The organism is Methylophilus sp. Q8, from assembly GCF_000800115.1.
GTDB lineage: Bacteria > Pseudomonadota > Gammaproteobacteria > Burkholderiales > Methylophilaceae > Methylophilus.
In genome coordinates this window covers 2,684,982-2,711,751 of sequence record NZ_JUHE01000001.1, presented here as the reverse complement: position 1 = coordinate 2,711,751, position 26,770 = coordinate 2,684,982, and the positions used below count along the sequence as shown (strand labels likewise).

The 26,770-nt window shown below is 50.8% G+C and carries 33 protein-coding genes; 28 read left to right on the top strand and 5 right to left on the bottom strand.

Features of this window, described 5'->3' with window-relative positions:
• The first annotated feature begins 74 nt into the window (after window positions 1-74).
• The 13 genes from GQ52_RS12795 (at window position 75) to GQ52_RS12735 (ending at window position 7,317) form a co-directional block, all read left to right on the top strand.
• Window positions 75-596, top strand: a complete 522-nt coding sequence (locus tag GQ52_RS12795; protein WP_047518222.1) for a GNAT family N-acetyltransferase — start codon at window positions 75-77, stop codon at window positions 594-596.
• On the top strand, window positions 589-945 hold the full coding sequence (locus GQ52_RS12790) for a hypothetical protein (RefSeq protein WP_047518220.1): 357 nt from the start codon (window positions 589-591) through the stop codon (window positions 943-945). The genes GQ52_RS12795 and GQ52_RS12790 overlap by 8 nt, the downstream gene beginning before the upstream one ends.
• Window positions 946-948: 3 nt before the next feature.
• On the top strand, window positions 949-1,380 hold the full coding sequence (locus GQ52_RS12785) for a VOC family protein (protein ID WP_081979357.1): 432 nt from the start codon (window positions 949-951) through the stop codon (window positions 1,378-1,380).
• Window positions 1,381-1,444: 64 nt separating this feature from the next.
• A complete protein-coding gene (locus GQ52_RS12780) occupies window positions 1,445-1,813 on the top strand; it encodes a VOC family protein (RefSeq protein WP_019882121.1) in 369 nt (122 codons plus the stop codon).
• Window positions 1,814-2,065: 252 nt separating this feature from the next.
• Window positions 2,066-2,755: an aquaporin Z gene (aqpZ, locus tag GQ52_RS12775; protein WP_024929986.1), complete on the top strand. Its 690-nt coding sequence runs from the start codon at window positions 2,066-2,068 to the stop codon at window positions 2,753-2,755.
• Between the two features lie 124 nt (window positions 2,756-2,879).
• Window positions 2,880-3,308, top strand: a complete 429-nt coding sequence (locus tag GQ52_RS12770; RefSeq protein WP_019882123.1) for an EamA family transporter — start codon at window positions 2,880-2,882, stop codon at window positions 3,306-3,308.
• Window positions 3,309-3,474: 166 nt separating this feature from the next.
• Complete coding sequence (locus tag GQ52_RS12765) at window positions 3,475-4,113, top strand: hypothetical protein (RefSeq protein ID WP_235273341.1); 639 nt, start codon at window positions 3,475-3,477, stop codon at window positions 4,111-4,113.
• Window positions 4,114-4,182: 69 nt separating this feature from the next.
• On the top strand, window positions 4,183-4,410 hold the full coding sequence (locus tag GQ52_RS12760; RefSeq protein WP_235273339.1) for a hypothetical protein: 228 nt from the start codon (window positions 4,183-4,185) through the stop codon (window positions 4,408-4,410).
• 187 nt (window positions 4,411-4,597) lie between these two features.
• Window positions 4,598-5,797, top strand: coding sequence for a PQQ-dependent sugar dehydrogenase (locus GQ52_RS12755; RefSeq protein ID WP_047518216.1), 1,200 nt, complete (start codon window positions 4,598-4,600; stop codon window positions 5,795-5,797).
• Between the two features lie 110 nt (window positions 5,798-5,907).
• Window positions 5,908-6,213, top strand: coding sequence for a hypothetical protein (locus GQ52_RS12750; RefSeq protein ID WP_047518214.1), 306 nt, complete (start codon window positions 5,908-5,910; stop codon window positions 6,211-6,213).
• A gap of 7 nt (window positions 6,214-6,220) precedes the next feature.
• Entirely contained in the window at window positions 6,221-6,628 is a 408-nt protein-coding gene (locus tag GQ52_RS12745) for a hypothetical protein (RefSeq protein ID WP_047518212.1), read from the top strand.
• Window positions 6,629-6,673: 45 nt separating this feature from the next.
• On the top strand, window positions 6,674-7,006 hold the full coding sequence (locus GQ52_RS12740; RefSeq protein ID WP_198289784.1) for a YnfA family protein: 333 nt from the start codon (window positions 6,674-6,676) through the stop codon (window positions 7,004-7,006).
• 8 nt (window positions 7,007-7,014) lie between these two features.
• The gene (locus GQ52_RS12735; RefSeq protein ID WP_235273337.1) at window positions 7,015-7,317 is read left to right on the top strand and encodes an MliC family protein; all 303 of its coding nucleotides are present in this window, start codon (window positions 7,015-7,017) and stop codon (window positions 7,315-7,317) included.
• A gap of 33 nt (window positions 7,318-7,350) precedes the next feature.
• Here GQ52_RS12735 and GQ52_RS12730 read toward each other — a convergent pair whose 3' ends face one another.
• From GQ52_RS12730 to GQ52_RS12720, 3 genes are all read right to left on the bottom strand, one after another.
• Window positions 7,351-9,774, bottom strand: a complete 2,424-nt coding sequence (locus GQ52_RS12730; protein WP_047518208.1) for a TonB-dependent receptor — start codon at window positions 9,772-9,774, stop codon at window positions 7,351-7,353.
• Between the two features lie 77 nt (window positions 9,775-9,851).
• On the bottom strand, window positions 9,852-10,874 hold the full coding sequence (locus GQ52_RS12725) for a FecR domain-containing protein (RefSeq protein ID WP_235273335.1): 1,023 nt from the start codon (window positions 10,872-10,874) through the stop codon (window positions 9,852-9,854).
• Between the two features lie 24 nt (window positions 10,875-10,898).
• Window positions 10,899-11,411, bottom strand: coding sequence for a sigma-70 family RNA polymerase sigma factor (locus GQ52_RS12720; protein WP_047518205.1), 513 nt, complete (start codon window positions 11,409-11,411; stop codon window positions 10,899-10,901).
• Window positions 11,412-11,525: 114 nt separating this feature from the next.
• Between GQ52_RS12720 and GQ52_RS12715 the strand changes: the two genes are divergently transcribed.
• Window positions 11,526-11,933 (top strand): hypothetical protein, encoded by a 408-nt coding sequence (locus tag GQ52_RS12715; RefSeq protein WP_235273314.1) that lies wholly within the window; start codon window positions 11,526-11,528, stop codon window positions 11,931-11,933.
• Between the two features lie 80 nt (window positions 11,934-12,013).
• On the opposite strand, the gene GQ52_RS12710 is transcribed toward GQ52_RS12715, so the two are convergent.
• Entirely contained in the window at window positions 12,014-12,847 is an 834-nt protein-coding gene (locus GQ52_RS12710) for an outer membrane protein assembly factor BamD (RefSeq protein WP_047518203.1), read from the bottom strand.
• A gap of 47 nt (window positions 12,848-12,894) precedes the next feature.
• Here GQ52_RS12710 and rluD point away from each other — a divergent pair, with 47 nt between their 5' ends.
• The 6 genes from rluD (at window position 12,895) to rimO (ending at window position 18,352) form a co-directional block, all read left to right on the top strand.
• The gene (rluD, locus tag GQ52_RS12705) at window positions 12,895-14,007 is read left to right on the top strand and encodes a 23S rRNA pseudouridine(1911/1915/1917) synthase RluD (protein WP_047518201.1); all 1,113 of its coding nucleotides are present in this window, start codon (window positions 12,895-12,897) and stop codon (window positions 14,005-14,007) included.
• Window positions 14,007-14,735 carry a peptidoglycan editing factor PgeF gene (gene pgeF, locus GQ52_RS12700; protein WP_047518199.1) on the top strand — a complete coding sequence of 243 codons (729 nt, stop codon included), beginning with the start codon at window positions 14,007-14,009 and terminating at the stop codon, window positions 14,733-14,735. Before rluD ends, pgeF begins: the two co-directional genes overlap by 1 nt.
• Before the next feature lie 156 nt (window positions 14,736-14,891).
• Window positions 14,892-15,539 carry an HAD family hydrolase gene (locus GQ52_RS12695; RefSeq protein WP_047518194.1) on the top strand — a complete coding sequence of 216 codons (648 nt, stop codon included), beginning with the start codon at window positions 14,892-14,894 and terminating at the stop codon, window positions 15,537-15,539.
• Between the two features lie 9 nt (window positions 15,540-15,548).
• Window positions 15,549-15,977 carry a hypothetical protein gene (locus GQ52_RS12690; protein WP_047518192.1) on the top strand — a complete coding sequence of 143 codons (429 nt, stop codon included), beginning with the start codon at window positions 15,549-15,551 and terminating at the stop codon, window positions 15,975-15,977.
• Between the two features lie 110 nt (window positions 15,978-16,087).
• Window positions 16,088-17,005 (top strand): ZIP family metal transporter, encoded by a 918-nt coding sequence (locus GQ52_RS12685; RefSeq protein ID WP_047518190.1) that lies wholly within the window; start codon window positions 16,088-16,090, stop codon window positions 17,003-17,005.
• A 12-nt stretch (window positions 17,006-17,017) separates the two neighbouring features.
• Entirely contained in the window at window positions 17,018-18,352 is a 1,335-nt protein-coding gene (rimO, locus tag GQ52_RS12680) for a 30S ribosomal protein S12 methylthiotransferase RimO (protein WP_047518188.1), read from the top strand.
• Window positions 18,353-18,427: 75 nt separating this feature from the next.
• Here rimO and GQ52_RS12675 read toward each other — a convergent pair whose 3' ends face one another.
• Entirely contained in the window at window positions 18,428-18,763 is a 336-nt protein-coding gene (locus GQ52_RS12675; RefSeq protein ID WP_198289763.1) for a hypothetical protein, read from the bottom strand.
• Between the two features lie 128 nt (window positions 18,764-18,891).
• On the opposite strand from GQ52_RS12675, the gene gltX reads away from it, so the two are divergent.
• The 8 genes from gltX (at window position 18,892) to GQ52_RS12635 (ending at window position 26,763) form a co-directional block, all read left to right on the top strand.
• Window positions 18,892-20,298, top strand: a complete 1,407-nt coding sequence (gltX, locus tag GQ52_RS12670; RefSeq protein WP_047518186.1) for a glutamate--tRNA ligase — start codon at window positions 18,892-18,894, stop codon at window positions 20,296-20,298.
• Window positions 20,299-20,408: 110 nt separating this feature from the next.
• Window positions 20,409-20,651: an RNA chaperone Hfq gene (hfq, locus tag GQ52_RS12665; RefSeq protein WP_019882148.1), complete on the top strand. Its 243-nt coding sequence runs from the start codon at window positions 20,409-20,411 to the stop codon at window positions 20,649-20,651.
• A 3-nt stretch (window positions 20,652-20,654) separates the two neighbouring features.
• Window positions 20,655-21,782, top strand: coding sequence for a GTPase HflX (gene hflX / locus GQ52_RS12660; RefSeq protein WP_019882149.1), 1,128 nt, complete (start codon window positions 20,655-20,657; stop codon window positions 21,780-21,782).
• A 28-nt stretch (window positions 21,783-21,810) separates the two neighbouring features.
• Window positions 21,811-23,001, top strand: coding sequence for an FtsH protease activity modulator HflK (gene hflK, locus GQ52_RS12655; protein ID WP_047518184.1), 1,191 nt, complete (start codon window positions 21,811-21,813; stop codon window positions 22,999-23,001).
• Between the two features lie 22 nt (window positions 23,002-23,023).
• Complete coding sequence (gene hflC, locus GQ52_RS12650; protein WP_019882151.1) at window positions 23,024-23,893, top strand: protease modulator HflC; 870 nt, start codon at window positions 23,024-23,026, stop codon at window positions 23,891-23,893.
• A 33-nt stretch (window positions 23,894-23,926) separates the two neighbouring features.
• Window positions 23,927-24,106, top strand: a complete 180-nt coding sequence (locus GQ52_RS12645; RefSeq protein WP_024930007.1) for a DUF2065 domain-containing protein — start codon at window positions 23,927-23,929, stop codon at window positions 24,104-24,106.
• Between the two features lie 125 nt (window positions 24,107-24,231).
• The gene (locus GQ52_RS12640) at window positions 24,232-25,386 is read left to right on the top strand and encodes an ATP phosphoribosyltransferase regulatory subunit (protein ID WP_047518182.1); all 1,155 of its coding nucleotides are present in this window, start codon (window positions 24,232-24,234) and stop codon (window positions 25,384-25,386) included.
• Between the two features lie 42 nt (window positions 25,387-25,428).
• Window positions 25,429-26,763 (top strand): adenylosuccinate synthase, encoded by a 1,335-nt coding sequence (locus GQ52_RS12635; protein ID WP_019882155.1) that lies wholly within the window; start codon window positions 25,429-25,431, stop codon window positions 26,761-26,763.
• Window positions 26,764-26,770 lie beyond the last annotated feature (7 nt).

Here is a 26,770-nt window from a genome sequence, read left to right as displayed (position 1 = left end):
AAGGGGGCGAGATACGCTCCCTGTGATTCAAAAATAACCAGCGCACATGCGCTGGTGTCATTTGGGAGAGCCACTTGCAGTTTGTTGCTTGCAATCATGAGGCGCATGCGCAGCAAATCCTTGATATTTTCAATGACGCGATTCTGCATTCGACGGCGCTGTATGATTACAAAACTCGTGTGTTTGATGCCATGCTGCCGTGGTTTGAGGCTAAAGCCTTAAATGGTTTTCCGGTGATTGGCGCGGTGAATCATGAGGGTGTGCTGCTAGGGTTTGCCAGCTATGGCACCTTCCGTGTCTGGCCTGCGTATAAATATACGGTAGAACATTCAGTCTATGTACATCCGGCGCATCGCGGCAAAGGAGTGGGGCTGGCCCTGATGCAGCAGTTGATGGCAGCGGCCTCAGATCAACAGGTACATGTGATGGTGGGTGGCATAGATGTAGAAAATGCAGGTAGTATTGCGCTCCACAAGCGGCTTGGTTTCACCCATGCCGGTACCATCAGGCAAGCGGGGTTCAAATTTGGGCGCTGGCTGGACTTGGGCTTTTATCAATATATTCTGGATACACCGGAGCATCCTGTTGATGGCTAATACTTTAAGCATTTATTCACTTGTATTGCTGTGTTTCTGCGGCGCAGCAAGTGCAGGCAATGCATTACCCAAAGACGTCACGCTGTTTGTTGAACAACGCGAGGCTTGTGACCATTGGCGCGGAGAATATGGCTACGATGAAGAACGGCAAGCCGATATTGATCATGCGGTGTGCCAGTCTTGTGTAGGGACGGACGACAAGCTCGCCAAACTCAGGCGTAAATATCAGGGCAGAAAAGAGATTCTGAATAAATTGGATGCGTTTGAAGCGGATATCGAGCCTGAAGATACTTCGAAAACCGCTGCGTTTTGCCAACAGGTGAGCCGCCAGTATGAGCGCAAGCACTAGGCCATGGCAATGAGGCCGCATATTAGCGTGATTACGCTGGGCGTAGAGGATCTTGAGCGGTCATTACGGTTTTATCGAGAGGGACTGGGCTTTAAAACCGAAGGCATTATTGGTCAGGAGTATGAATATGGTGCCGTGGTGTTTATTCAGCTTGCTTCTGGTTTAAAACTGGCGCTGTGGCCACGCAAGAGCATTAGCCATGATACCGGACTGGCTTTGACGCCTGCCAGCGCGACTGCGTTTACGCTGGGGCATAATGTGGCTTCGGCACAAGAGGTAGATCATGTCATGGTGCAAGCGTTAACGGCTGGTGCCAGAGTGATCAAACCAGCACACGAGACGTTCTGGGGCGGATATGCGGGTTACTTTCAGGATCCGGACGGGCATGTCTGGGAAGTGGTCTGGAACCCGGCCTGGGTTGTTGAGGTGGCATAATTTTTTTAAAATAGAATTCGTTCAAACGCGCGGGCTAATAATCAAAAAACTGGGAAATCTAATCATGTCTAATCTCACCGTCACAGAAATCAAAGCCTTCGTTCCTTCCAAAAATTTCGAGCTTTCCAAGCAGTTTTATAAAGACATGGGTTTTACCATGGCGTCAGAAGGCGGCGGCGTGGCTTATTTTCATTATGCGCATGTGAGCTTTCTGTTGCAGGATTTTTGTGCGGATAACCTGGCCGAGAATTTCATGATGCATTTGCTCGTGCATGATGTCGACGCCTGGTGGGACAAAATACAAGAGAGCGGCATTATTCAGACCTACGGTGTCAAAGTATGGCCGATTCAGCTGCAAAGCTGGGGCATGCGCGATTTTTGTATTGCCGACCCATCCGGCGTGCTGTGGCGCATTGGGCAAAATGTGGATTGATCATTAACCATATGAGGGTTAAGGGGATTTTGAAGGGTCGGCAGTTGCCGGCCTTTTTTATTTTGAGCGTGTGAGATGCCTGGCATGTGATATTAGGATAGTGCTATTTAATATTTTTTAACAGATCGCATCTGCAGGGGCGATAGTTTGCTATATTGAGCGCACAACGTGCTGTGAGTGGGTACCAGGTGTCGAGTCAACACACGGGCATGTTGAGTAAACCATCGGCTATTTAAAAAAGGAGAGGGCGCAATGAAAAAATATGTCGCGGAGTTTTTTGGCACATTCTGGTTGGTGATAGGGGGCTGTGGTAGTGCCGTATTGGCAGCGGCTTTTCCTGATGTAGGGATCGGCTTGCTGGGGGTATCTCTGGCGTTTGGTTTGACTGTGCTGACCATGGCTTTTGCCATTGGTCATATTTCTGGCTGTCACTTGAATCCGGCCGTGTCTATCGGGTTGTGGGCGGGTGGCCGTTTTCAGGCCAAAGAATTGCTGCCGTATATTGTTTCGCAGGTATTGGGCGCGATTGTGGCCGGTGGCGTATTGTATGTGATCGCCAGCGGCAAGGCGGGCTTCGATGTGACCGCAGGCTTTGCCTCTAATGGCTATGATGCGCATTCGCCTGGCGGCTACAGCCTGCTGGCGGCGTTTGTCACTGAGGTGGTCATGACCATGATGTTTCTGGTGGTGATTATGGGTGCCACCGACAAGCGCGCGCCACAAGGCTTCGCACCGATTGCGATTGGCTTGTGCTTAACCTTGATACATTTGATCTCTATCCCGGTTACCAATACTTCGGTGAACCCTGCGCGCAGCACTGGCGTGGCCGTGTTTGTTGATGGCTGGGCGATTTCACAGCTCTGGTTATTCTGGCTGGCGCCGATTGTAGGTGCAGTGTTAGGGGCGGTCATTTACCGTTTTATCGGTAGCGAGAAAGCCTAATCTCATTTTAGTTAAAAAGACTGGCTACGGCCGGTCTTTTTTATTTCTATGCAAACGTCATCTCTTTAACAGCCATGAGCGCACTTGATATACTGGTCTCTTACAAAACTCGGGAGTTGCATTTATGGTGAGTCAATGGTTGTTCTGGGCGCTGCTGTCGGCCTGCTTTGCTGCACTGACGGCCATTTTTGCCAAAATCGGTATTCAAGGCATAGACTCTGATTTTGCCACCTTGATTCGTACGGTGCTGATTACGCTGGTGCTGGCCCCGTTCGTCTGGCTGGCGGGTAAATGGAGTAATCCATTCACGCTACCCGGCCGTTCACTGGTTTTTCTCAGCTTATCCGCTTTGGCCACTGGAGGCTCGTGGATTTGCTATTTTCGTGCGCTGCAACTGGGCGAAGCCTCCAAGGTCGCGCCGGTGGATAAGTTGAGCCTGGTGCTGGTCGCGGTGTTTGCCTGCCTGTTTTTGGGCGAGCGCTTAAATGCACGTGAGTGGCTGGGCTTAGCGCTGGTGGCGGTCGGTGTGCTGGTGCTGGCAATCAAACGTTAGCGACACATTCACACAGGCATAGCTCAAACTGGCTATTGCAAAGCTGGGAGATTCATTTATAAACAGGGTTGGCTATTGCAAACCATGTGGCCCCGCCAGGGGCTTTTTTTATGATATCAATCACTTTGAATGAGTGATCTGTTTTCGCAGACCAGAAAGAGTAAGAATGACGAATCAGCGTCAATTAATGGCTTATCTACTTGTTGCCTGCCTGCCACTGCTGGTAGCTAGTTGTTGCAGCACAGTGCCTAGCACGATCACCCAGGCGCCTGTTGTGAAGCCCAAATCCGCCTCACAAGCGGCTTTGCATGTGGTAGGCGTTTACCAGGGGCAGCTGCCGGAAACCGCGGATAAGCGACCATGGTGGGCACAGTGCCAGGCGATGAACGAGGCCGCAGGTAAATCAGAACCTTCCGCTGTGAATACGTGCCAGGCATTGTTGAATCCTGGACGAGATCAGCGCACGATTACCGTGAATGTCAGTGATGAGACGACGCCGATTATTTTGGGCCTGATGGCTTATGAAGGCGTGACCTGGCAGGTTAACACCACGCCTGGCGTGGTGATAGAAAAAGTGATTCTTGCCGGGTATCACCAACAGCGCATTCAAGGGGTCGGCGATGCACAGGTTGACGTGTATAGTTACGACAATAGCCCTTGTGATCGTTGCGTGCAAAAAGGGCGCTATTTTTATTCTTATGAGCGCGTGCCGTTCGAAATGGAAGTGGCTGCGGGCGTCAGGGCCAGTTCATTTCAAGGTAATTACACGGGTGGCACTTACCAGATATTTAAAGGCATGCAGTAAGTCACTGTTGCCCAGAGGCATATTGTCTTAAGGATAAAGCGTTTTAAATTTTTGTGCTTGGAGTCTGAGTTGTTACGTGGTTTGATTTATGGTTTAAGTATTTTGCATCTGGGGCCTGGCTTCGCTTTTGCAGTGGTGGCCTTTGGCTGTGAGGATACATTTTCTTTCTTGCAAGCAGTTTGTCAGCAGGATGCCTTTGCAGCGTTTATCAAGTTGACATTAGCCGCCTGGGGCGTGATGATTTCTGCTTTGTTATTAAAAATTTTAGTGACAAATTACATTAATAAAAATAAATAACGTATTGATTTTAATTGTTTTAAATTCACATTTTTAAGGCTGTATAAACTTTTTTGGGATGGGGGACTCGAAAAGAAGCTAGCTAACGGAGAGTCTTGTTTTGCATTATTCTAATCAGCGATGTTCAATCGCGACCTCTGCCCTTGGGGCATTCAGTGTCATTGTTGCTCTGTGTTTAAGTTGTGTATTGCCAGTCACTACGTTGGCCGGTGAAGATGTGGTACCCAGGTTGTTGCTATCTGGAAGCGAGGCGGCTGAGGCTGACAAAGAAGCCAACAAAGCCCCCGAGCCACCCAGGATCAGTTCAGTGTTTGGCACGCAAACCCTCAAGGAATACAAACTACCCTTTGAAGATCAGTATCCGTCCGGTCCTTTTGAGCGGCTGGATAAAAAACTATTCCTGTTTATCAGCAAGTGTGGCGAAGTGTTTTTCGTGCGCCAGAACGACAGCATGGAGTTGGTGAAGCCAGGCAAAGCCTTGGCTAAGTTTATCCCTGGCGGCGAAACCTCGGCTGACGAAAGCAGCAGCAAACAACTGGTGTATTGCCGGGAATTGTCTGGCGTGAAAGACTCTTTGCTGGTGGGGAAAACCCTCTATGTGGCTTATACCGCCTGGGATGAGGCAAGTAATGGTGTGCGGCTGGCCGTGAGTGAATTTGAGGTCGATGTCGAGAATAGTGAGGTCAGTTTTGACCGTGAGATTTATATCAGCCGCCCAGCCATTAAAGAGCCAATTTTAGGCCATCAAGTAGGCGGCAAGTTGGCGCTGGGTGAGAATGAGCGTACTTTATACCTTAGCCTCGGCGATTTTTCCAAGCCAGACCGTGTGCAGGACAAAACGACCTCCTTGGGCAAAGTGGTGCGTATTGATTTGCAGCGCCTGAATGCTGAAGTCTATGCTTCCGGTTTCCGCTCGCCTTCAGGCGGTTTGTATTTTGACCGTGAAAGCAATGAGCTATGGCTCACTGATCATGGGCCACGTGGCGGCGATGAAATTAACCTGATTAAACGTGGCAAAAACTATGGCTGGCCGATTGTCAGTTATGGCACCATCTACGAGCGCGATGGCATGAGCGGCTATTATGGTAACAAGTTTAATAGCCATGAAGGCTACGAAAAACCAGCAATGACGTTTGTGCCTTCGATCGGTATTGGTCCCTTGGTGAAATATCCATCCACCGGCCGCAATGACTTCTGGGATAACGATTTATTTGTTGCAGGCATGGGCAATACCACTTTGTACCGTGTGCGCAAAGAGGGGACTTCGCTGGTCTATGCCGAGCCGGTATTGAGCGGCTATCGTATACGTGCGATCCAGATTGACCAGAACGGCACGTTTTACCTCAAGACTGACCATAATCAACTGCTGATTTCAGAGCAGGAGTAATTCGGCTTGCGCCGCTGCTTGCAAAACTGTCCCTTGCCCGTGCATGAAATCTGTCATACATTGTGAGGCAGTTAAGTTCACACGTCTTTTGCGACAAAGGGGAGGGTGGTATGGCAAAGTTTATCCCAGGGCAGGAAATCAGAACCAACACGGCCAGCATTGAAGTCACGGTAGATGCGACGAACCCTCTGCCACCGGGGCGGCATCGCTTCCGCCTGGTGGTTGAAGACGACGCAGGTAACCAGTCCGAGCCGAGTGAGGTGGAGGTGCTCGTGGTGGATAAAACCCGGCCAACCGCCGTGCTGGATGCGCCTGTTTCTGTTTCTTTTGGCGCCTCATTTACCCTGTCCGGTGCGCGCTCATTTGATTTGCCTCCAGGCAAAATCAGCAACTACCGATGGCTGCAAATTTCTTGAACGTGAGATGAAACCTACGCAAAAACTATCGCTGGTGGCCTTGTCTGGCGCCATATTGGCGGTTTGCTTTGAGATTATTGCCGCCAGCAGTTTACGTTTTTTAAGCCAGCGCGCAGGGTTACTCATCACTTTGTGGACTGTGATGCCTTATGTCATTCTGTTTGCTGGCAGGTATTTCTTTCACCGCTGTGATATCCAGAAACAATGGTTAAGGTTTGCCGTGTTCGAAGTGCTGGTCGTTGCATGGGTATATGGCCAGACCTTGCTCATGTATCCCGATGCGCAGGAAGGGCTGATTTTTCTGTTTTTGCCCTTATTGCAGGCGGTGTTTAATCTTGCGGCTGGCGTATTACTTTATTGGCTGCAATACAGGCGCTTTGCAAAGGGCATACCCGATGCGGCAGGGTGTGCATAAAGGCCGCGTGGTCATTTAGCTGCTCCATTCATCTTCTGGAAAAGAATTCTTTTGCTGAAAACACTATTTCTATTTGCACTGACCGCTGTGGCTGAAATTGTTGGCTGTTATTTGCCTTATTTGTGGTTAAGGGCTGGTAAAAGTGCCTGGCTATTAGTACCCGCTGCACTCAGCCTGGCATTGTTCGCCTGGTTGCTGACGCTGCACCCAACGGCGGCTGGCCGTGTCTATGCCGCTTACGGCGGTGTCTATATCGGCGTGGCGATTATCTGGTTGTGGCTGGTGGATGGTATCAAACCTTCCGGCTGGGATATGCTGGGGGTGGCAGTCGCCATGTTGGGTATGGCTATTATCATGTTTGCGCCGAGGCCAGTATGAGTTTGGCGATGATTTTGCTGCGCAGTGCATGTGTTGCCTCGGTACTTGCGGGGTGTGCTGCCAAGGCACCGGTAGTGAGCTCTGAGGCTGTGGTGTTTGATTGCCAGAATGGCGAAGTATTGCGTGTGCGCTTTGTGGCTGAGCCTGCCAGTGCGGTGCTCATGCGTGCGCAAAGTGAAATCAGCCTGCCACAGCAGCCCAGCGGTTCAGGATTTATCTACAGCAACGGGCCGAATACCATCCGCGGTAAAGGCAATGCCTTGACGGTAGAGATTGGCCGCATGCTGCCTATTCAATGCCAGGCCAGATAATCAAAGGCCTGCTCAGCAGGCCTTTGTGAGGCATTAAAAGTCTATTGTTGCTGAAAGCAGGGCCGTGCGTGGGGCACCCATGGTAATAAAGCTGCGCGATACTGAGTTCCAGTAGTTTTTATCTGCCAGGTTCATTACGTTGGCGCGTAACGTCACTTTGTTGCCCGAGAAGTGTGTGACATAACGTGCACCTGCATCAAAGGTCGTCCAGCCGGGAATGCTTTGTGTATTGGCATTATCCGCTTGTGCTTCGCTAAAGCTGGAAATTCGGCCAGTCAGCGTTAAACCGGGGAGCGCATAAATATCATATTCGCCATTGATCACCACATTGACTTTAGGTACGCCAATCGCATCTTTGCCATTGTTGATGCCGTTGAGTGTTTTTGTTTGTTCTGCATCAATAAAAGTGACGCCGCCAAGTAGGCGTAGTCCACTCAAGGGTTGACCAAAGGTTGACAGTTCCAGACCACGGTTGCGCTGTTCGCCGTCATCGACCAGACGGCCGGCTGTAGTGGTAAAGACATTGGGTTGCGTAATCTGGAAAACGGCGGCAGTGACACCAAAGGTTCCCGCATTATATTTCACTCCAACCTCATGTTGCTTGGCGACAAATGGCGGCAACTGTTCGTTAGGGTTGGACGCTGTGCTGGGTGCAATGGCTCCTTGAGATAAGCCTTCACTGTAATTGCCATACAAAGAGTAATTGCCGAGTTTAACCAGCAGCGCAGTCGTTGGTGTGACTTTGCTCTCATCATAAGCATTTACTTTAGAGCCGTTGTTAAAAATCCCGCTGTAAAGTGTTTGCTGACGTGCACCCAAGGTGAGTAACACATTGTCTTGGACAAAACCGAAGGTGTTGATGAGCCCAATGCTGTTTAATTGCAAGTCGCCGTTTTGTGGAATCACGCCAAAATTGACCGTGGGTTTAGGCAGATTAGGGCTTTGATAGATATTGCCGGTGTATGGCGCCGTGGCATGTGCGACGGCACCCCCAGCGGTACGGTTAAAGTCGTTGTAGACAAGTGCATAATTGTTGCTGACACTGCCCAGTTGCTTAAAACCACGCAAACCTACCTCGTAGGTGTCAACCTCATACCAGCCTCGATAACCACCGACACGTGCGGTGAAGTCGCCTGCACTGTTGATGATGCGGCGTCCTTGTGAGCCCGCATAAAAATATTCTTCATTGCCTTTGGCTTGCCCGTAGTTAATGTAAGCGGTGAAGGCGGGCGTGAATTCGTATTCGACTTTTGTCATCCAGTAATGCGAGTCGCCTTTAAAAAACTCCCAGTCATTGACAAAGTTTTTATCATTTTGCGGTGCACGTGGGAGTGCAAAGCCAGAACCGTAAGTGATGTTGGCTGAATAGCCTCTGGTTAAGCGATCCTGGCTTGCCAGGTCAAAGCTGGCGGTGAGTTTTTCACCGCGATAATCTACGGCCAGAGAGCCGATATGCATGCGGTCTGACTGGCGGCTGATCGGGGTATCGCCATCACGTGCCAGCAGATTCAGGCGTACGCCCCAGGCATTGTCTTCACCAAATCGGCGACCCAGATCAAGGTGTCCGCCAAACTGGCTGTCTGAAATGTAACTGGCAGTAAAACGATTAAGCGGCGTGTCGCCCGCACGCTTGGAGACCAGGTTGATATTGCCACCCGTGACGCCAAATGGGCTGCTGCCATTGAGCATGGAAGCAGGGCCTTTTAATACATCGACCCGTTCATAGAAGTCAGGCGCAATACGGCGCAGGTCGGTCATGCCATATAAACCATTAATACCCACCTGGTTGGTAAATAAAGGAAATCCGCGAATATGGTAGGTTTCACTGTCGCCATATTCCGCCATGGCGCTGCGGGTAGAAGGATCTGCAGCAATAATATCAGCCAGGCGTCTTGCTTGTTGGTCAAGCACGAATTCTTCGGTGTAGCTTTGTGTGCTAAATGGGGTATCAAAAATATCGACATTGCCAAGAATACCCATACGGCTGGCTTTTGCCACTTGGCCGCCTGCAAAGGGCTGAGACAGGGTGTTAGTGGCGCGTGAGCGGCTTGCGCTGACACTGACTTCGGGTAAGGTGTCGGTGTGTGCAGCGATTGGCCTTGGCACAATAATGATGGCGCCATTCGTGGCTTTGGCTTCTAAAGCGGTATCTTTCAGCAATTGTTGCAGGGCTTGCTCGCGCGTTAACAATTTTTTGATGGCACGCACCGTTTTGCCTTTGACCTGGTTTGCATCAAAGGTCAGGGTAATTGCTGATTGTTTTGCTAAGGCATTGAGAGCATCTTCAAGCTTGCCTGCCGGTAATTTGAAGTCAAACACCTGGTTCTCTTCGGCATAGGCCGCGTTGGAGTAGGTGGCGGTGAAACCAGCACTCACACTTGCAATCAATGCCGCATGCAAGGCGGTTGAAATATGTTTGCGGAAAAATGGTTTTTGTTGATGTGATTGCCCGGGCATTGCGTTAAACCTCTGTGTAAATGAGAGAAATAACCCTATGCCGAATAACTGGGCAAAAACCCGCAGATTTATTGGAATTATTTTTTTCTGATAAGCAATTGCCCGTGCTGCCGGGTGATGCGGATAGGCAAGGTGTGGCCCAATGTTTGTAAAGCATGTTCGGCCGGGTCATTACGATTGAGCTGAAATACGCCAGATACAACCAGGTTGCCGGTATTGTCTTCATAGCTGAGTGGCAGCGCCTGATAACGTGAGAGCTCGGTCATCAAGTGCTCCAAGCGCATTTGTTTGGCGATAATGACGCCATCTACCCAAGCCATTGGATCAGAATGCGGTGTCTCAGCTTTAATTGGTAAAGCGCTTGCCCCTTGCATGCGGTAGGTGTCATTGGCGTATGCTCTGACTTCTGGCTGCTGCGCGACATGCATGGCCACAATCCCCTCGGCCACATGCAGTTGAGTGGTATTTGCTTGCTGATATACCGAAAAGCGGGTGCCTATGGCTTCAAGTTTTGCCTGCGCCGTATTGACCCAGAAGTGGCGACGTCCAAACAACGCGTCAGTATCATGGCCCGTGATGAGATAAACTTCACCGTGGTTGAGCACAATTTCACGTTTCAACAGGGTGTAGCGCACATCTACACTGGAGTTGGTATTCAGCATGAGTTGCGTGCCATCTGCCAGTTGGAACGTCGCGCGCTGACCAATGTGGGTGGCATAGTGTATTGGCTGTTGCCATGGCGAAACTTGATTGATCAGGAAGGCGGCTGCAAGCAGTGTGACCGTCGTCATCGCCAACGCTTTGAGTTTAGGTTTGCGCGGCCTTGCCGTGATAGTTTGTGCATCAGCACGCGTAATGGTGTTCGCGACAAGCTGCCTGGCGTGTGCTGGAATAGCTGTGAAATTTTGCTCCATGGCATGCAGTGTTTGCCAGGCGTGTTCATGCATGGGATCAAAAGCCCGCCATTCCTGAAAACGCTGCTGGTCAACATCGCTTGCGGTGCCTGAATTTAACTTGACTGACCAGGCGATCAATTCATCCATAATGTCAGGGGGGATGCTGGCAGATGTACTGATTGGGCGAGCGTTGAGTGTAGACATGGGGCGTAGTTTGCTTTGGATGTATTAAGCGCGCGGCACGGTTAATAGGTGGCGTAGTGCCTCGGCCATGTAAGTTTCAACCGTACGCAAGGAAATACCGAGTCGCATTGCAATTTCAGGATAGGTCAGCCCTTCCAGTTTCGACAGTAAAAAAGCATTGCGCACATTCGGTTTTAGTCCACGGAATAAGAGATCTATCTGTAGCAGGATTTCAAGCATGGCAAGATGATCTTCTGGGGAGGGCGCCAAGGATACTGGTAAATGCCTGATCGCGTCCAGATAGGCTTGTTCTAATGCGCTTTTGCGAAATTGATCCACCATCAGCCCATGCGCCACGGTGCTCAAAAAAGCCCGTGGCTCCTGAATGTGCGTCAATGTGGATGGTTTGGCAACCAGCTTCAGGAACGTATCATGTGCAAGATCATTCGCATGATGAACGCAGCCAAGACGTCGTTTTAACCAATTGACCAGCCAAGTGTGGTGCGCATGATAAAAAGTGCGTAGCGCTTGTTGAGGAGTAGCATCCGCTGCGGGCATGAGGGCTTGTTGATGTAATGATAACTATTCTCATATGATATGCATGGAGCATACGACTGTCAACCAAGCACGGGTGACAGGCATTCTGTATGATTGGCATCTATGATGATACGCATGCTTGTTTTTCTGTGGACATTACCAACGACCTTGATAGGCCTAGCTGCTGGTCTGCTGTGGCTATTATTAGGGGCGAAGGTACGCATCAGCCATGGCGTGGTTGAGGTGCATGGTGGTCGGATGGCAACGTGTATGTTGCACCTGGGTGGATTCGCTGCCATGGCCTTGGGGCATGTGATTATCGGCTGTTCGCCTGGCGTATTGGATCAGTTGCGCACGCACGAACATGTGCATGTCAAGCAAGCTGAGCGCTGGGGGATATTGTTTATTCCAGCTTATTTGCTGGCAGGATTGTGGCAGCTATTGTGTGGCCGACATGCTTACTATGATCATCCGTTTGAGAGAGAAGCTTTTGCGGCAGAGCGCGCGGAAGGTTTTGCTTGTGATCAAAAAGGGGTTGAGTAGTGTTGTTTGACGTAATAAAAAAACGCCAGCTTGACTGGCGTTTTTTGGGTGCTAAATAAGCAACTAAATAATAGACAGGTTTAGTACAAACTTTCCCAGAATTTCCACCAGATCTTTTCATCTTCATTAATTTTACCGGTGATCATCGGATTTTCAGGGTAATTGGTTTTCAAAATACGCAGTGTGTCGCCTTTCAGGTCAGCCATATCCATCGCATCGTAGGCGCTAATCATGGTCACCAGGGCATCCTCCACCGAGCTAGAGTTCGGGTAGGTTTCCAAGACGTATCTGGAGCGGTTGAGTGCTGCGACATAGGCTTTGCGTTGCATATAGTAACGTGCCACGTGCATTTCATGCATGGCCAGCGTGTTTACCAGGTACACCATGCGCTGGGTTGAGTCTTTGGCATAACGGCTGGTCGGAAAACGCTCAACCAGTTCTTTGAATGCGTTAAATGAGACGCGCAAGGTTTTCGGGTCGCGGTCGTTGATTTCCTGCTTGGTGTATTTCTCCATAATGCCGCGCTCGTTAAATGTCGCCAGGCCTTTGAGGTAATAGGCGTAATCGAGGTTGGGGTGATTAGGATGCAGCTTGATAAAACGATCAACGGCGGATAAGCACAGCACCGGCTCAGATTTTTTATAGTAGGCATAAGCCACTTCCAGCTGCGCTTGCGTGGCATAGGCGCCATGCGGATAGCGTGCTTCCAGTTTCTGGAAATACTCAATGGCCTTGTCGTAGTTTTTGTCAGCCATTTTCTCCTGACCTGCAGCGTAGAGGCGTTGTTCTGCCCAGCCCTTGGTCTCATCTGGCGGATTCGGATTGCCGAAAATGGCACAAGCACTCAAAGCCAGCGCGGTGATCAAAATAAAAGCACGCGTGAACAGGGTGTTAAGCGGTAAAATGCGAAGCATGTTGTTTAATGTTGTTTTATCAAAGGAAACTCAGGGCATTATAACTGATGCTGTTTGAAAATATGAAAGAAAGCGCCTCCTTACATCTGGTCGTTCCTGGCAATCTTGGCGGGCAGCGTCTCGATCTGGCTTTGCAGCAAATGTTGCCGGATCATTCTCGCAGCCGATTACAGGCTTGGATCAAAGAAGGGCTGGTTTTGCTGGATGGCAAAGCACCAACGGCTAAAACCAAAGTCTGGGGCGGTGAGCAATTGCTAGTCACGCCGCCTAAAAACGCGCAGGAAAACGCGTTTGAACCTGAAGATATCCCATTGGACGTCGTTTACGAAGACGATACCCTGATTATTATTAACAAGCCAGCCGGCTTGGTGGTGCATCCGGCTGCCGGTAACTGGAGCGGCACGCTGCTCAACGCTTTGCTGTTTCACTGGCCGTCACTCAAAGAAGTGCCGCGGGCAGGTATTGTGCACAGGCTGGATAAAGATACCAGCGGCTTGCTGGTTGTTGCCAAAACGCTGGAAGCGCAAACCAGCCTGGTGCGCCAGTTGCAGGCACGTACGGTCAAGCGCGAATACCGCGCGATTGTGTGGGGGCAGTTGTGGCGCAACGGCAAGGTTGATCAGCCGGTTGGCCGTCACCCGCATCACCGTACCAAGATGGCTGTGATCCGTCGCGGCCGTCCGGCCATCACGCATTACGAAATCCTCGAGCGCTTTGGCACCAATACTTATCTGCGCTGTAACCTCGAAACCGGCCGTACGCACCAGATCCGCGTGCATTTGCAGCATCTGAAAGCACCTATGGTGGGGGATCCGATGTATGGTATCGGCAATATTATTCCGCACAAAATGATGACGCCAGAACTGCGCGAGGTGATTGGCAACTTTAAACGCCAGGCGTTACACGCTATTAAATTGGGCTTGATACACCCGGTGACCAATGAGCCGATGGAATGGCAGATTGAATTGGCCGACGATATGCGTGAGTTGCTGGAAGCCATGCGCGTGGTCAAGCCGGTGGAAGAACTGCCGCCCCCGGATTTTAATGTCGATGAAAACGGCCTGTTTGTCGGGGACGATGACGAAGATTGGGGCGACGACGACTTTGATGATGAGTCCGATGATGATATGGGCGAAGACTGGGGCGACGAGGACGAATAATGACTGGCTTAGCATTCATCACGCCTGACTGGCCCGCGCCTGCCAATGTGAAAGCCTTGCAAACTACACGCAATGGTGGGGTGAGCATGGGCGTGTATGCCAGTTTGAATTTAGGCGATCATGTCAAAGACCAGCCACAGCATGTGGCGGCCAATCGGCAATTATTGAGCGCTTATATGCCCAGCGAACCGGTATGGTTGAACCAGGTGCACGGTGTGCGGGTGATTGACGCCGCTTTGTCCTCTTGCCTGGAAAGTGCAGATGCCAGTTTTACCGGTCGCCAGCAGGTGGTGTGTGTGACCATGACCGCAGATTGCCTGCCAGTGTTGCTCTGTGACCAGGCCGGAACGGCCGTGGCGGCCATTCATGCAGGTTGGCGAAGTTTGTGCGATGGCGTGATTGAAGCGACCATCGCTGCCATGCCGGTGTCGGCTGGTCAACTCATGGCCTGGCTGGGGCCCGCCATTGGACCAGATGCGTTTGAAGTGGGCGGTGAAGTGCGGGCGCAGTTTATGGCGCAAGATACTCAAGCTGAGTCTGCGTTTAAAGCCAAAGGCGATAAGTGGCTGGGCGATTTATACACCATTGCCAAGCAGCGTTTGCAAACATTAGGCGTCACGCAGGTATATGGTGGCGGACGCTGCACATTTAGCGAGCCTGAGACTTTCTTCAGCTTCAGGCGCGATGGGGATACCGGCCGCATGGGTAGCTTTATCTGGCTCGAGTAAATTTCTTGCCACAGAGCGCACAGAGAAAAGCACTTTTACTGAAGCTGCCTAGGAGAGGCCACCATAAAGATGGTCTTTAGGTTTTCCTCTGTGTTCTCTGCGACCTCTGTGGCTAAATAATAAAAAAGTCATTCTTACGATTCACTCACAGTATTTATGAAACAGCATTTAATTTTTGATTTAGACGGCACATTGATTGATTCTGCGCCAAGCATCCTGCATTGTTTTGGCTTGGCGTTCAGCACCACCAATACGCCTTTGGCAGCACCGTTGACGCATGATGTGATCGGCCCGCCGCTGATGGAAACGCTGAAGCGGCTTTCAGGTAGCGATGATGCTACCTTATTAAACACACTGGCAACTGCTTTCAAGCAGCATTACGACAGCACGGGCTGTTTGCAGTCAGTGGTGTTTGACGGTGTGCCTGCCATGTTGCAGCAACTGAAAGCACAGGGCTACCAGTTATATATTGCGACTAATAAGCGCTTTTACCCGACCGAAAGAATCATGGCCCATCTTGGCTGGCAGGCGTTTTTCACCGGCGTGTATGCGCTGGATTATTTTAACCCGCCACTTAAATCCAAAGCTGAAATGATCGGGCGCGTGGTGGCAGACAACGGGTTGGTGGTAGACGATTGTTTGTATATTGGCGACCGTCTGGAAGACGGCATGTCAGCTGATGCGAACCAGATGGATTTTGCGCTGGTGAGCTGGGGTTATGCGGGCGATGTCGGCATGCGTAAACCACACTGGCAAAACTGCGCCAAGGTGCAGGACCTTGCTGGTTTAATCTCAACGCTATAGGTTCTGCTGATGATTAAACGATTACGTGCGCGCCGACATCCGGCAGCTGCCGGCACAGGTACGGAGACACTGTTGAGTGGTCAGCGTGCCTGGCCAAATATGTTGTTGCTGGCGATGGCCTTGGCGGCGTTAATCGCGACGGGCATTTATCTCGATTGGGATGCGCGTGTACTGGCGGGGATGGCTGTGCTGGTGGGATTGGTATCTGGGTTGTTTGTATGGCTGGTAGGCCTGATCGGCCTGGTACCACTGATTGGTCCCATTATCGTGAAAGTGTTGAGTTTCGGTTTTATCTGGTTGCTGAATGCGATGGGTTATCTGGTTTCTTATGTCGCGATCCGCCGCGGCTATTCACGTGATGTGCTGACTTATCGCGGGCTGACCATGGCCTTATTGATCGGTATTGTCATTGGCTATATCGTGGCGCAGTTTATTTAAGGCTTGATAGCCTGCTAAAACCTTGGTTCTGGTAAAGGTTAACTATTTGTTTATGCTTTGTTTTTTTGATAACTCACGTATAATGCGCGCCTTCCAGCGATAAACACTGCATGATTGCCTTGACCACATTACTTTCTGACATTTCACCCTTTACCGGCATGGTGCTGGCTTGTTTGCTGGGCGGAGTTTTAAGCGTCTGTGTCGCAGCGATCTTTGCGCTCAATGCCAAAAAACATTGGGTGCCTTTGTTGGTAAGTTACGCCATTGGTGCCTTGCTGGCTGCGGTGTTTCTCGAAATCTTGCCGCATGCGATTGAAACCAGCCCCAATATAGAAGCCATGACCGCCACCATGCTGTTTGGCGTGTTGTTGTTCTTTACCCTGGAAAAACTGGTGTTATGGCGCCATTGCCATGGTGAGCATTGTGAAATGCATGCCATGCATGATGAAGCGCATTGCCCTGAGTTGCACCCGGAACAGCAGGCGGGCAAGAAGCCACAAGGGGCGATCAAATTTAAATTGCCACAGGCTCAGCCAGCGCAGGTCGTCGGACATCATCATGCCCATGCCCACGATGGCGGCCGCAGTGGCTTGATGATCATGGTTGGCGATACCTTTCATAATTTTGTCGATGGCATCCTGATTTGTGCGGCCTTTATGGTTGATATGCAAGTCGGGTTGGTGACGGCATTGGCGATTATTGCGCATGAGATTCCACAAGAGGTGGGCGATTTCCTGATTTTGCTGCACTCCGGCTACAGCAAGAAAAAAGCATTCTTGTTTAATATAGGCTCCAGTCTGGCAACTCTGGCAGGTGGTTTGCTGGCCTATCTGGCCTTAAACCTGGTGCAGCAATGGGTGCCGTATATCCTCAGTTTGGCTGCCGCCAGCATGCTGTATGTGGCCGTGGCCGATTTGATCCCGGGCTTGCATAAACGCACAGCGTTACGCGATACCCTGAGTCAGTTATTGTTAATTGTGTTGGGTGTGGCGTCGGTCGCTGTCACCAAATGGTTGGTAGAAGGTTAAGAGAGAATCATTATGCAAAGTTCGCCTAAAGTCGGTTTTGTCTCCCTGGGTTGCCCAAAAGCAGGGTCTGATTCCGAGCGCATTTTGACCCAGCTGCGTGCTGAGGGTTATGAAATTAGTAATAGCTATGAGCAGTCTGACCTGGTGGTGGTCAACACTTGTGGCTTTATTGATTCTGCCGTGCAGGAATCACTGGATGCGATTGGTGAAGCACTCAACAAGAACGGTAAAGTGATTGTGACTGGCTGTCTGGGCGCCAAAAAAGACGTCGTCACCGGTGCGCACCCCAGCGTACTGGCGGTGACTGGCCCGCATGCGCTCGAAGAAGTCATGGGCCACGTCCACACACATCTGCCCAAGCCACATGATCCTTATGTTGACCTGGTGCCGCCACAAGGCATCCGCCTGACGCCCAAGCACTATGCTTACCTCAAGATTTCTGAGGGCTGTAACCACCGTTGCAGCTTCTGCATTATCCCGAGTATGCGTGGTGACCTGGTCAGTCGTCCGATTGGTGATGTACTCAACGAAGCCGAAAGCCTGGTCAACGCCGGTGTGTCCGAAATCCTGGTGATTTCACAAGATACGTCAGCGTATGGCGTGGATATGAAGTTCCGTAAAGGCTTCTGGAACGGCCGTCCGGTCAGGACCCATATGACTGAACTCAGTAAATCACTGGGTGAGCTGGGTGTGTGGGTGCGCTTGCATTATGTCTATCCATACCCGCATGTGGATGATGTAATTCCGCTGATGGCGGAGGGGGCGATTTTGCCGTATCTGGATGTGCCGCTGCAACACGCCAGTCCGCGCATTCTCAAGTCCATGAAACGCCCGGCCAGTAGCGAAAATAACCTGGCGCGCATCAAGGCTTGGCGCGATATCTGCCCTGAAATTGCCATCCGTAGTACTTTTATTGTTGGCTTCCCGGGTGAAACCGAAGACGACTTTAAAATGCTGCTCGACTTTATGGAAGAGGCGCAGCTGGACCGTGTGGGTTGTTTTGCCTATTCTGCCGTCGATGGTGCAGTGGCGAATGCCTTGCCGGATCAGGTGGCTGAAGAAATCAAGCAGGAACGTTTAAGCCGCTTTATGGAGGTGCAAGAGCGTATCAGCGCGGCCAAAGTGGCTGCCAAGATCGGTAGCCTGCAAACCGTGCTGGTGGATGAGCTGACTGAAGACGACGAAGGCAATGTCATTGCTATCGCGCGGACGAAAAGTGATGCGCCGGAAATTGATGGCATTGTTTACTTGCAGGATGCCGATGGCTTGAATCCAGGTGATTTTGTCGATGTGCAGATTGTCGACTCGCAAGGGCATGATTTGATCGGTGCGCCGCCAGAGGATTAATCAGCCAGGATGTTATCCGCTGAATCAAGTCGTAAAAAATGCCGCTATTGCGGCATTTTTTATTGTAGATGTCGCTTAGGCAATCACTGCCGGTCGTTCGCAATCGGCGCGCTCGGCAAATACATCTAGCGTAAACGGGCAGCGCTTGAGTTTTTGTTGCGCTGTTTTGCGTTTGCCAGCCTGTTGCAGATTGACATAAGGCGTTTGGCTTAAACGCACATAGCCGGATTGCAGCAATTTGCTGGCCGTGGTTTCAAACTGGCTCAACGGGTTATCCATATTTTGCAAGGTAATGCCTAGCTTGTGCACGGCGACCACATGATAAATCGCACTGGTCTGGCCAGGTGCGGCAGGTTTGCCATAAAGCTCGCCGACATGAATATCGTTGCTGAAAGTAGGGGATTGCGTCATGGCTGCATCATATCGCGTTTGCCTGCTGGCTTCAATCTGGTTGCGGCCATTTTGCACCAAGCTTAGGAGTCAGGCAGGAGTGCGGCTGCCATGTTAAAATGGCAGGCTTGAGCGTTCAGAGAGTCATCATGTCACCAGCTGTTAAAACCCGTTTTGCACCCAGCCCTACCGGATACCTTCATATTGGCGGCGCACGTACTGCCTTGTTTTCATGGGCATATGCCAAGCGCCATGGCGGGCAATTTATCCTGCGTATTGAAGATACCGATGTCGCGCGTTCAACGCCAGAAGCGGTGCAGGCGATTCTGGATGGCATGGCCTGGTTGCAACTGGATCATGATGAAGGTCCGTTTTACCAGATGCAGCGCATGGATACTTACAAGAAAATTATCCAGAAAATGCTGGATGAAGGCCATGCTTATTATTGCTATTGCAGCAAAGAAGAACTGGATGCCTTGCGTGAAACGCAAATGCAGCAGGGCGTAAAGCCGCGCTATGATGGCCGTTGGCGCCCGGAAACAGGCAAGGTCTTGCCTGATGCGCCCAAAGATGTGCCGCCTGTCGTGCGCTTTAAAAACCCGACTACTGGCGTGGTTGCATGGGACGATATGGTCAAAGGCCGTATCGAGATTGCCAATGCCGAGCTGGATGACCTGATTATTGCGCGTGCTGACGGCACGCCCACTTATAACTTCTGTGTGGTCGTCGATGACTGGGAAATGGGCGTGACGCAGGTGATCCGTGGTGATGACCACGTCAATAACACGCCGCGCCAGATCAATATGTTGCTGGCTTTGGGCGCGCAAGTGCCTCAATATGCGCATTTGTCCATGATCCTCGGTGATGATGGACAGAAATTATCTAAGCGCCATGGCGCCGTGAGTGTGATGCAGTATCACGAAGACGGTTATCTGCGTGAAGCGGTGCTTAACTACCTGGCACGCTTGGGCTGGTCACATGGTGATGATGAAGTATTCAGCATGGAGCAGTTCTGTGCATGGTTTGATCTTGACCATATCACGCCATCGGCTGCGCAGTTTAATACCGAAAAACTCAACTGGCTTAATGCGCACTACATTAAAAGCTTGCCACTAGCGCAAATTGCGGACGAAGTGAAGCCGCGCCTGGCTGCGCTGGGTATCACGGAAACGCAATCGCCGGATTTGCTGGCGGTGCTGAATTTATACCGTGAGCGGGCTAACAACCTGAATCAACTGGCAAAGGAAATTGCGTTCTTCTACCAGGTGCCAGCGATCAATGAAGCAGATGCGACCAAACATATCCAGGAAGAAACGTCTGCGTATATCGAAAGCTTTTTGCAAAAGACTCAAGATTCTGCCTGGACTGCCGATAACTTACACGATGCGCTAAATCAGGTCGTGGCTGAGCAACAGATTAAATTTCCCAAATTGGCCATGCCATTACGGGTGGCTTTAATCGGGATTGCACAGTCGCCCAGCATTGATCAGGTGATGTCGATATTGGGTAAAGAGGCCTGTTTGCAGCGTATTCGCGCATTATTTCCAAAAAAATAAGGTGCGGGGATTGAAATTGGAACAAATTAGTACAATCATAGTCATTATGAGGGATTGGTGTTCAAGATAATAAAACTCCAATACGATTAAAACAAACAAGGAGCAATTCTATGAATAATAAAGGCCAAATGTTACAAGACCCTTTTCTGAACGCCTTAAGAAAAGAACACGTGCAAGTGTCTATTTATCTGGTTAATGGTATCAAGTTGCAAGGTCAGGTTGACTCTTTTGACCAATATGTGATTTTGTTAAAAAATACAGTGACCCAAATGGTTTACAAGCACGCGATTTCAACCATCGTTCCAGCGCGTCCAGTCAGTTTGGCGCCACACGAAACAGCACAAGAATCTTAATGCATGTTTGATAGGCCAAGCGGCGGAGATGCCGTCGTTCTGGTCAGCGTCAATTTTGGTGATGCTGACTACGAAGAAAGTTTGCAAGAACTCCGCCACCTCGCCGGCACTGCCGGATTGAATATCTCAGCGACGCTGGAAGGCAAGCGTCAGGCACCCGATCCCAAATATTTTATCGGCTCTGGTAAGGCAGATGAGCTCAAGGCATTGTTGGCAGCGCACGATAGCAAAGTGGCTGCCTTTAACCATGATTTGAGCCCGTCGCAGCAGCGCAACCTCGAAAAACTGCTCGAAGCACGCGTTGTTGATCGCACCGGTCTCATCCTGGATATTTTTGCCCAGCGTGCGCAGTCGCACGAGGGTAAGTTGCAGGTAGAGCTGGCGCAGCTGGAGCATCTGTCTACACGGCTGGTGCGTGGCTGGACCCACCTTGAACGGCAAAAAGGTGGTATCGGTGTGCGCGGCGGTCCAGGTGAAACGCAGTTGGAGCTGGATAGACGTATGCTGCGCGTACGCGTCAAGCAACTGCGTGAAAAACTGGACAAACTCAAACAGCAGCGCGGGATGCAGCGGCGTGCACGCAAACGCTCCAACCTGATGACCGTGTCTTTGGTCGGCTATACCAACGCTGGTAAATCGACCTTGTTTAACCGTTTAACGCATTCTGGCGTCTATGCGGCAGATCAGCTATTTGCCACGCTTGATACCACTTCACGCAAAATGCATCTGCCTGATGGCTATCCCGTGGTGCTTTCAGACACGGTTGGTTTTATCAAGCATTTGCCCACCACACTGATTGAAGCATTTGGTGCGACGCTGGAAGAAGCGGCACAAGCAGATTTATTGCTGCACATTGTCGATGTCGCCAGCCCTAACCGCGATAATCAAATTGAGCAGGTCAACATTGTGCTGAACGAGATTGGTGCCGCCAATGTCCCACAGGTTCTGGTGTTGAACCAGATAGACCGCATGGGCATGGCGCCAGGAATTGATAGAGACGAGTATGGTAACATCCGTACAGTGCGCGTCTCGGCTAGAGAAGGCACTGGTATTGATGATTTACGCCAGGCGTTGTTGGAGCATCAGCAATATTTGAAAAAACTGAGCACTGAAGAGCGTGCTTATGTTTAAAAGATCAAAAAAAACACGGAGTACTAGCATGAGAAAATTCCCCGGCTTTTGGAATAAGAATAACGAAGGCCCGCCTGACCTGGATGAGGTATTCAAGGATTTGAATCAAAAGCTGAATCGTTTGTTTGGCAACAAAGGCGGACAGGGTGGCCCACGTGGCACCTCACCTGCACCGCAACCATTGCCAGTGGCGCCTATTTTAGGCCTGGTCGCGCTCATTTGGCTGGGCTCTGGCTTTTATATTGTTGATCAGGGTTCGCGTGGTGTGGTATTGCGTTTCGGCCAACATGTTGAGACCACCATGCCTGGTCCTCGCTGGCATTTGCCGTTCCCGATTGAAACCATCGAAAACGTTAACCTGGAGCAGGTGCGTACCATTGAAATGGGCTATCGCTCATTTGAAGGTGAGTCTGGCCGCAGCAAAGAGCTCAGAGAGTCTTTGATGCTGACCGATGATGAAAACATCATCGACTTGCAAGTTGCGGTGCAATATAACCTGAAGTCTGTTGAGGATTACCAGTTTAGCAACCGTTCGACTGAAGAAAGCGTACGTGGCGTAGCAGAAACCGCGATTCGTGAAATCGTCGGTAAAAGCAAAATGGACTTTGTGCTATATGAAGGCCGTGATGATGTGGCTGCTAAAGCCAAAAAGCTGATGCAGGACATGCTGGACAGGTATAAATCTGGCATCAATGTGGTTAACGTGACCATGCAGAATGCGCAACCACCAGAGCAGGTGCAAGCCGCGTTTGACGATGCAGTGAAAGCCAAACAGGATCTGGAGCGGCAGAAGAATGAAGGCCAGGCCTATGCGAATGACGTAATTCCTAAGGCGCGAGGGACTGCCTCTCGTTTGACCGAAGAGGCGGCAGGGTATAAGTTGCGTGTAGAAAACGAAGCCAAAGGTAATGCTGACCGATTCGAGCAGGTGCTGTCGCAATATAACAAAGCGCCGGAAGTGACACGCCAGCGTCTGTATCTGGATGCGCAAGAGCATATATTAGCCAATACCAGCAAAGTGCTGGTAGACCAGAAGGGTGGCAATAGCCTGCTGTATTTGCCGCTGGATAAACTCATGAGCATGAGTGGTGCAGGCAATAATGCGGCATCTGCACCTGCGACAACGGCTGACAAGCCGGTGCAGGAACCACAAGCCGACGCAAGCACCTCGGATCGCTCGCGTGATGCGATGAGAAGCCGCGATCGTGAATATCGCTAGATTGCCCTGAAGGAATATACATATGAGAAATATTGGAAGTCTGTTAATCGGGGTGTTTGTCCTGCTGGTGATCATTACCTCTTCGGCCTATACCGTTGACCAGCGTGAATACGCACTGGTGTTCCGCCTGGGTGAGATCGTGTCCGTCAAGAGCGAGCCTGGCCTCTACTTTAAGATGCCAATGGTGGAAAATATCCGCTATTACGATAAACGTATTCTGACGCTGAACTGGGAAGAGCCAGACCGCTTTATTACCAGCGAGAAGAAAAACGTCTTGGTGGATTCATTTGTAAAATGGCGCATTGTTGATCCGTCCAAATACTATGTGTCTGTGCGTGGTGACGAAGTGCAAGCTGAGCGTCGCCTGTCACAAATGGTGAATGATGGTTTGCGTGCCGAGTTTGGTAAGCGCACGATTCATGATGTGGTATCTGGCGAGCGTTCTGAAATCATGGAGATTCTGCGTCAGCGTGCCGACAAAGAAAGCCGTCAGATGGGTATCCAGATTCTGGATGTACGTTTGCGCCGTGTCGACTTGCCAAAAGAGGTGAGTGAGTCTGTGTATCAGCGTATGGAAGCCGAGCGTAAGTCGGTGGCCAACGAGTTGCGTTCACAAGGTGCCGCAGCGGCTGAAAAAATCCGTGCGGATGCCGACAGACAGCGTGAAGTGATTATTGCCGAAGCTTACCGTGATGCGCAAAAGGTCAAGGGCGAGGGCGATGCCAAGGCGTCTGAAGTCTACGCACAGGCATTCGGTAAAAATCCCGAGTTCTATGCTTTTTACCGCAGTCAGGAAGCGTATAAAAACAGCTTCAAGAGCAAGTCTGACGTGATGGTAATCGATCAAAGCTCTGACTTCTTTAAATATATGCGTAGCAGTGGCAAGAAGTAATTTCTTGCCTGTGGCTGCTTAGCTGACTTGTCGATGAACTGGTGGTGGCTGATTGGTGGGGTATTGCTGATTGAAGGCTTGATGCCACTGCTGTTTACGCGCGCATGGCGTCAAACATTTGAAAAGCTATTGCAGTTGCAAGATGGCCAGATACGCTTTGTTGGTTTTGCCTCTGCGGCGATCGGCCTGCTTATTTTGTGGCTGAACCGCTAAATACCAGCTTGAAGTAAAAAAGCACGCATGATGGCGTGCTTTTTTATTGGTTTTCTACGCAAGACCTGAAGATCGCCATTGCTAAAGCCGTGCTTTAGATAGGGGTTTGCGGGTATAATGGCGGGATGCATAATTGGTTACTTCCTGAATATATTGAAGACGTATTGCCTGCTGAAGCGGCGCGTCTTGAGTCTTATCGCCGACAATTGCTGGACTTGTTCCGCGTCCATGGTTACCAATATGTGGTGCCGCCGATGATGGAATACGTGGAGTCTTTATTGACCGGCACTGGCCATGATCTGGACATTGCGACCTTTAAAGTGGTCGACCAGTTAACCGGGCGCCTGATGGGTTTGCGCGCGGATACGACACCGCAAGCCGCGCGCATCGATGCGCATATGTTGAACCATCAAGGCGTTTCGCGCCTGTGCTATGCCGGTACGGTGCTGCGCACCAAGCCTGATGGTTTGGCACGCACACGTGAGCCACTGCAATTGGGCGCTGAGCTGTATGGTCACGCCGGGATTGAGAGCGATATTGAAGTGCAGCGACTGATGGTGAAAGCTTTGCAGTTGTTAGGCATGCGCACTTTGTTCGTAGACCTGAGTCACGCAGCGGTTTTTGCCAGCCTGTCGCATATGGCACAGTTAGGTGTACAGCAGGAGCAGGCGTTGCAGGCGGCTTTACAGGCAAAAGACATTACCCTGGTAGAGCAGCTAGTCATTAGTTTGCCTGAAAAATTCCGTCAGGCTTTTGTTGCGCTGACGCAGTTGAACGGTGGTATTGAGGTGCTGGATCAAGCGCGTGATGTGTTGCCAGAATCTGAAGAGATTGAACAGGCTTTACGTGAGTTGGAAGCCGTGGCTAAAACGCTGACCACGGATGATGTCACCGTCACCATTGATTTGAGCGAGTTGCGTGGTTATCACTATCACAGCGGCATGGTGTTTGCGGCATACGCCAAAGGCTATGCAGGCCCGATCGCATTGGGCGGGCGTTATGACGAAGTAGGCGCGGCATTTGGGCGTGCGCGTCCGGCAACCGGATTTAGCCTGGATTTGCGTGGCGCATTGCAAGCATTGGGCCCGGCAACATTGCATAAAGGGATTCTGGCGCCGGTGGCTACAGAACCCGAATTATTGTCACTGATAGATACCTTACGTTCTCAGGGGCAGATTGTGGTGGAAGCATTGCCCGATATGCCTGTGAACTATTCTGAATTGGCTTGTGACCGCACTTTGCAAAAAGTAGATGGCCACTGGCAAGTGGTGGCTGTGTAACACAGCGCACCCTTTTTTGTTTTTACAAGATATTGATTGAACATGACACAATTTAAGCAAGCAAAAAACGTCGTTGTGATTGGCACCCAATGGGGCGACGAAGGTAAAGGTAAAATCGTAGACTGGTTGACGGATCACGCCCAGGGCGTGGTGCGCTTTCAGGGCGGTCATAACGCCGGTCATACCTTGGTCGTTGGTCAGGGCGCTGCACAAAAAGTGTACAAGCTCAACCTGGTGCCTTCAGGCATTGTGCGTGATGGCGTCAATTGCTATATCGGTAATGGCGTGGTGCTCGATACTACGCATTTGCTGCATGAGATTTCTACCTTGGAGCAAGGCGGCCTGGATGTTAAAAACCGCCTGAAAGTCAGCCCTGGCTGCCCATTGATTCTGTCACATCACGTTGCTGTTGACTTGGCACGTGAAGCCAAGCGTAGCGCCGAGAAAAAGATCGGCACCACCGGTAAAGGCATCGGCCCTGCTTATGAAGACAAAGTTGCGAGACGTGCTTTGCGTGTGTACGACTTGTTCCATCCGGAACGCTTTGCCGAAAAATTACGTGAAGTCATGGACTACCATAACTTCGTATTGACTAATTACCTGGGTGCAGCGGCTGTCGACTTTCAACAGCAATATGATGCCAGTATGCAACACGCAGTCGCGTTGAAACCTATGGTGGCCGATATTTCAGCAGCTCTGTACGACGCCAATGCGCGCGGCGAACACCTGTTGTTTGAAGGTGCGCAGGGCACCTTGCTCGACGTTGACCATGGTACGTATCCTTATGTGACATCCAGTAACTGTATCGCTGGCCAAGCCTCAGCGGGTACCGGTGTCGGCGCCAATATGTTGCATTACGTATTGGGGATTACCAAAGCCTACACTACCCGTGTGGGTGGCGGTCCGTTCCCGAGTGAGCTGGATATCGATACCGAAGGCGCGCCTGGTCACCAGATGTCTAACAAAGGCCAGGAAATCGGTACCGTGACACGTCGCAAGCGTCGTTGTGGCTGGTTTGATGCCGCCGCTTTGCGTCGCTCAGCCCGTATCAACGGTTTAACCGGCTTGTGTATTACCAAGCTGGATGTGCTTGATGGCATTGAGTCACTGGATATTTGCACCGGGTACAAACTGGATGGCAAAATCGTTGACATGCTGCCAGTTGGCGCTGATGATGTCGCGCGTTGTGAGCCTATCTACGAAACTGTACCGGGCTGGACTGAAACGACTTTTGGCGCAAAAACCTGGGATGCACTGCCTAAAAATGCACAGCATTACCTCAAGCGTTTGGAAGCTGTATGCGGTGTGCCGATTGCGATTGTGTCTACCGGCCCTGAGCGTGACGAAACCATTGTCCTGCAACATCCTTTTGCTTAAGCATAAG

Excerpts from the sequence above, each read along its gene's own strand:
- rimO (WP_047518188.1), top strand. The coding sequence starts at position 17,018 with ATGCAAAGTTCGCCTAAAGTCGGTTTTGTCTCCCTGGGTTGCCCAAAA.
- GQ52_RS12635 (WP_019882155.1), top strand. The coding sequence starts at position 25,429 with ATGACACAATTTAAGCAAGCAAAAAACGTCGTTGTGATTGGCACCCAA.
- GQ52_RS12690 (WP_047518192.1), top strand. The coding sequence starts at position 15,549 with ATGATTAAACGATTACGTGCGCGCCGACATCCGGCAGCTGCCGGCACA.
- GQ52_RS12715 (WP_235273314.1), top strand. The coding sequence starts at position 11,526 with ATGCTTGTTTTTCTGTGGACATTACCAACGACCTTGATAGGCCTAGCT.
- GQ52_RS12735 (WP_235273337.1), top strand. The coding sequence starts at position 7,015 with ATGATTTTGCTGCGCAGTGCATGTGTTGCCTCGGTACTTGCGGGGTGT.
- GQ52_RS12720 (WP_047518205.1), bottom strand. The coding sequence starts at position 11,411 with ATGCCCGCAGCGGATGCTACTCCTCAACAAGCGCTACGCACTTTTTAT.
- hflC (WP_019882151.1), top strand. The coding sequence starts at position 23,024 with ATGAGAAATATTGGAAGTCTGTTAATCGGGGTGTTTGTCCTGCTGGTG.
- GQ52_RS12730 (WP_047518208.1), bottom strand. The coding sequence starts at position 9,774 with ATGCCCGGGCAATCACATCAACAAAAACCATTTTTCCGCAAACATATT.
- GQ52_RS12645 (WP_024930007.1), top strand. The coding sequence starts at position 23,927 with ATGAACTGGTGGTGGCTGATTGGTGGGGTATTGCTGATTGAAGGCTTG.
- GQ52_RS12640 (WP_047518182.1), top strand. The coding sequence starts at position 24,232 with ATGCATAATTGGTTACTTCCTGAATATATTGAAGACGTATTGCCTGCT.
- hflX (WP_019882149.1), top strand. The coding sequence starts at position 20,655 with ATGTTTGATAGGCCAAGCGGCGGAGATGCCGTCGTTCTGGTCAGCGTC.
- pgeF (WP_047518199.1), top strand. The coding sequence starts at position 14,007 with ATGACTGGCTTAGCATTCATCACGCCTGACTGGCCCGCGCCTGCCAAT.
- GQ52_RS12750 (WP_047518214.1), top strand. The coding sequence starts at position 5,908 with ATGGCAAAGTTTATCCCAGGGCAGGAAATCAGAACCAACACGGCCAGC.
- gltX (WP_047518186.1), top strand. The coding sequence starts at position 18,892 with ATGTCACCAGCTGTTAAAACCCGTTTTGCACCCAGCCCTACCGGATAC.
- GQ52_RS12695 (WP_047518194.1), top strand. The coding sequence starts at position 14,892 with ATGAAACAGCATTTAATTTTTGATTTAGACGGCACATTGATTGATTCT.
- GQ52_RS12685 (WP_047518190.1), top strand. The coding sequence starts at position 16,088 with ATGATTGCCTTGACCACATTACTTTCTGACATTTCACCCTTTACCGGC.
- GQ52_RS12780 (WP_019882121.1), top strand. The coding sequence starts at position 1,445 with ATGTCTAATCTCACCGTCACAGAAATCAAAGCCTTCGTTCCTTCCAAA.
- aqpZ (WP_024929986.1), top strand. The coding sequence starts at position 2,066 with ATGAAAAAATATGTCGCGGAGTTTTTTGGCACATTCTGGTTGGTGATA.
- GQ52_RS12745 (WP_047518212.1), top strand. The coding sequence starts at position 6,221 with ATGAAACCTACGCAAAAACTATCGCTGGTGGCCTTGTCTGGCGCCATA.
- GQ52_RS12675 (WP_198289763.1), bottom strand. The coding sequence starts at position 18,763 with ATGACGCAATCCCCTACTTTCAGCAACGATATTCATGTCGGCGAGCTT.
- hflK (WP_047518184.1), top strand. The coding sequence starts at position 21,811 with ATGAGAAAATTCCCCGGCTTTTGGAATAAGAATAACGAAGGCCCGCCT.
- GQ52_RS12725 (WP_235273335.1), bottom strand. The coding sequence starts at position 10,874 with ATGTCTACACTCAACGCTCGCCCAATCAGTACATCTGCCAGCATCCCC.
- GQ52_RS12790 (WP_047518220.1), top strand. The coding sequence starts at position 589 with ATGGCTAATACTTTAAGCATTTATTCACTTGTATTGCTGTGTTTCTGC.
- GQ52_RS12765 (WP_235273341.1), top strand. The coding sequence starts at position 3,475 with ATGACGAATCAGCGTCAATTAATGGCTTATCTACTTGTTGCCTGCCTG.
- GQ52_RS12770 (WP_019882123.1), top strand. The coding sequence starts at position 2,880 with ATGGTGAGTCAATGGTTGTTCTGGGCGCTGCTGTCGGCCTGCTTTGCT.
- hfq (WP_019882148.1), top strand. The coding sequence starts at position 20,409 with ATGAATAATAAAGGCCAAATGTTACAAGACCCTTTTCTGAACGCCTTA.
- GQ52_RS12785 (WP_081979357.1), top strand. The coding sequence starts at position 949 with ATGGCAATGAGGCCGCATATTAGCGTGATTACGCTGGGCGTAGAGGAT.
- rluD (WP_047518201.1), top strand. The coding sequence starts at position 12,895 with ATGCTGTTTGAAAATATGAAAGAAAGCGCCTCCTTACATCTGGTCGTT.
- GQ52_RS12710 (WP_047518203.1), bottom strand. The coding sequence starts at position 12,847 with ATGCTTCGCATTTTACCGCTTAACACCCTGTTCACGCGTGCTTTTATT.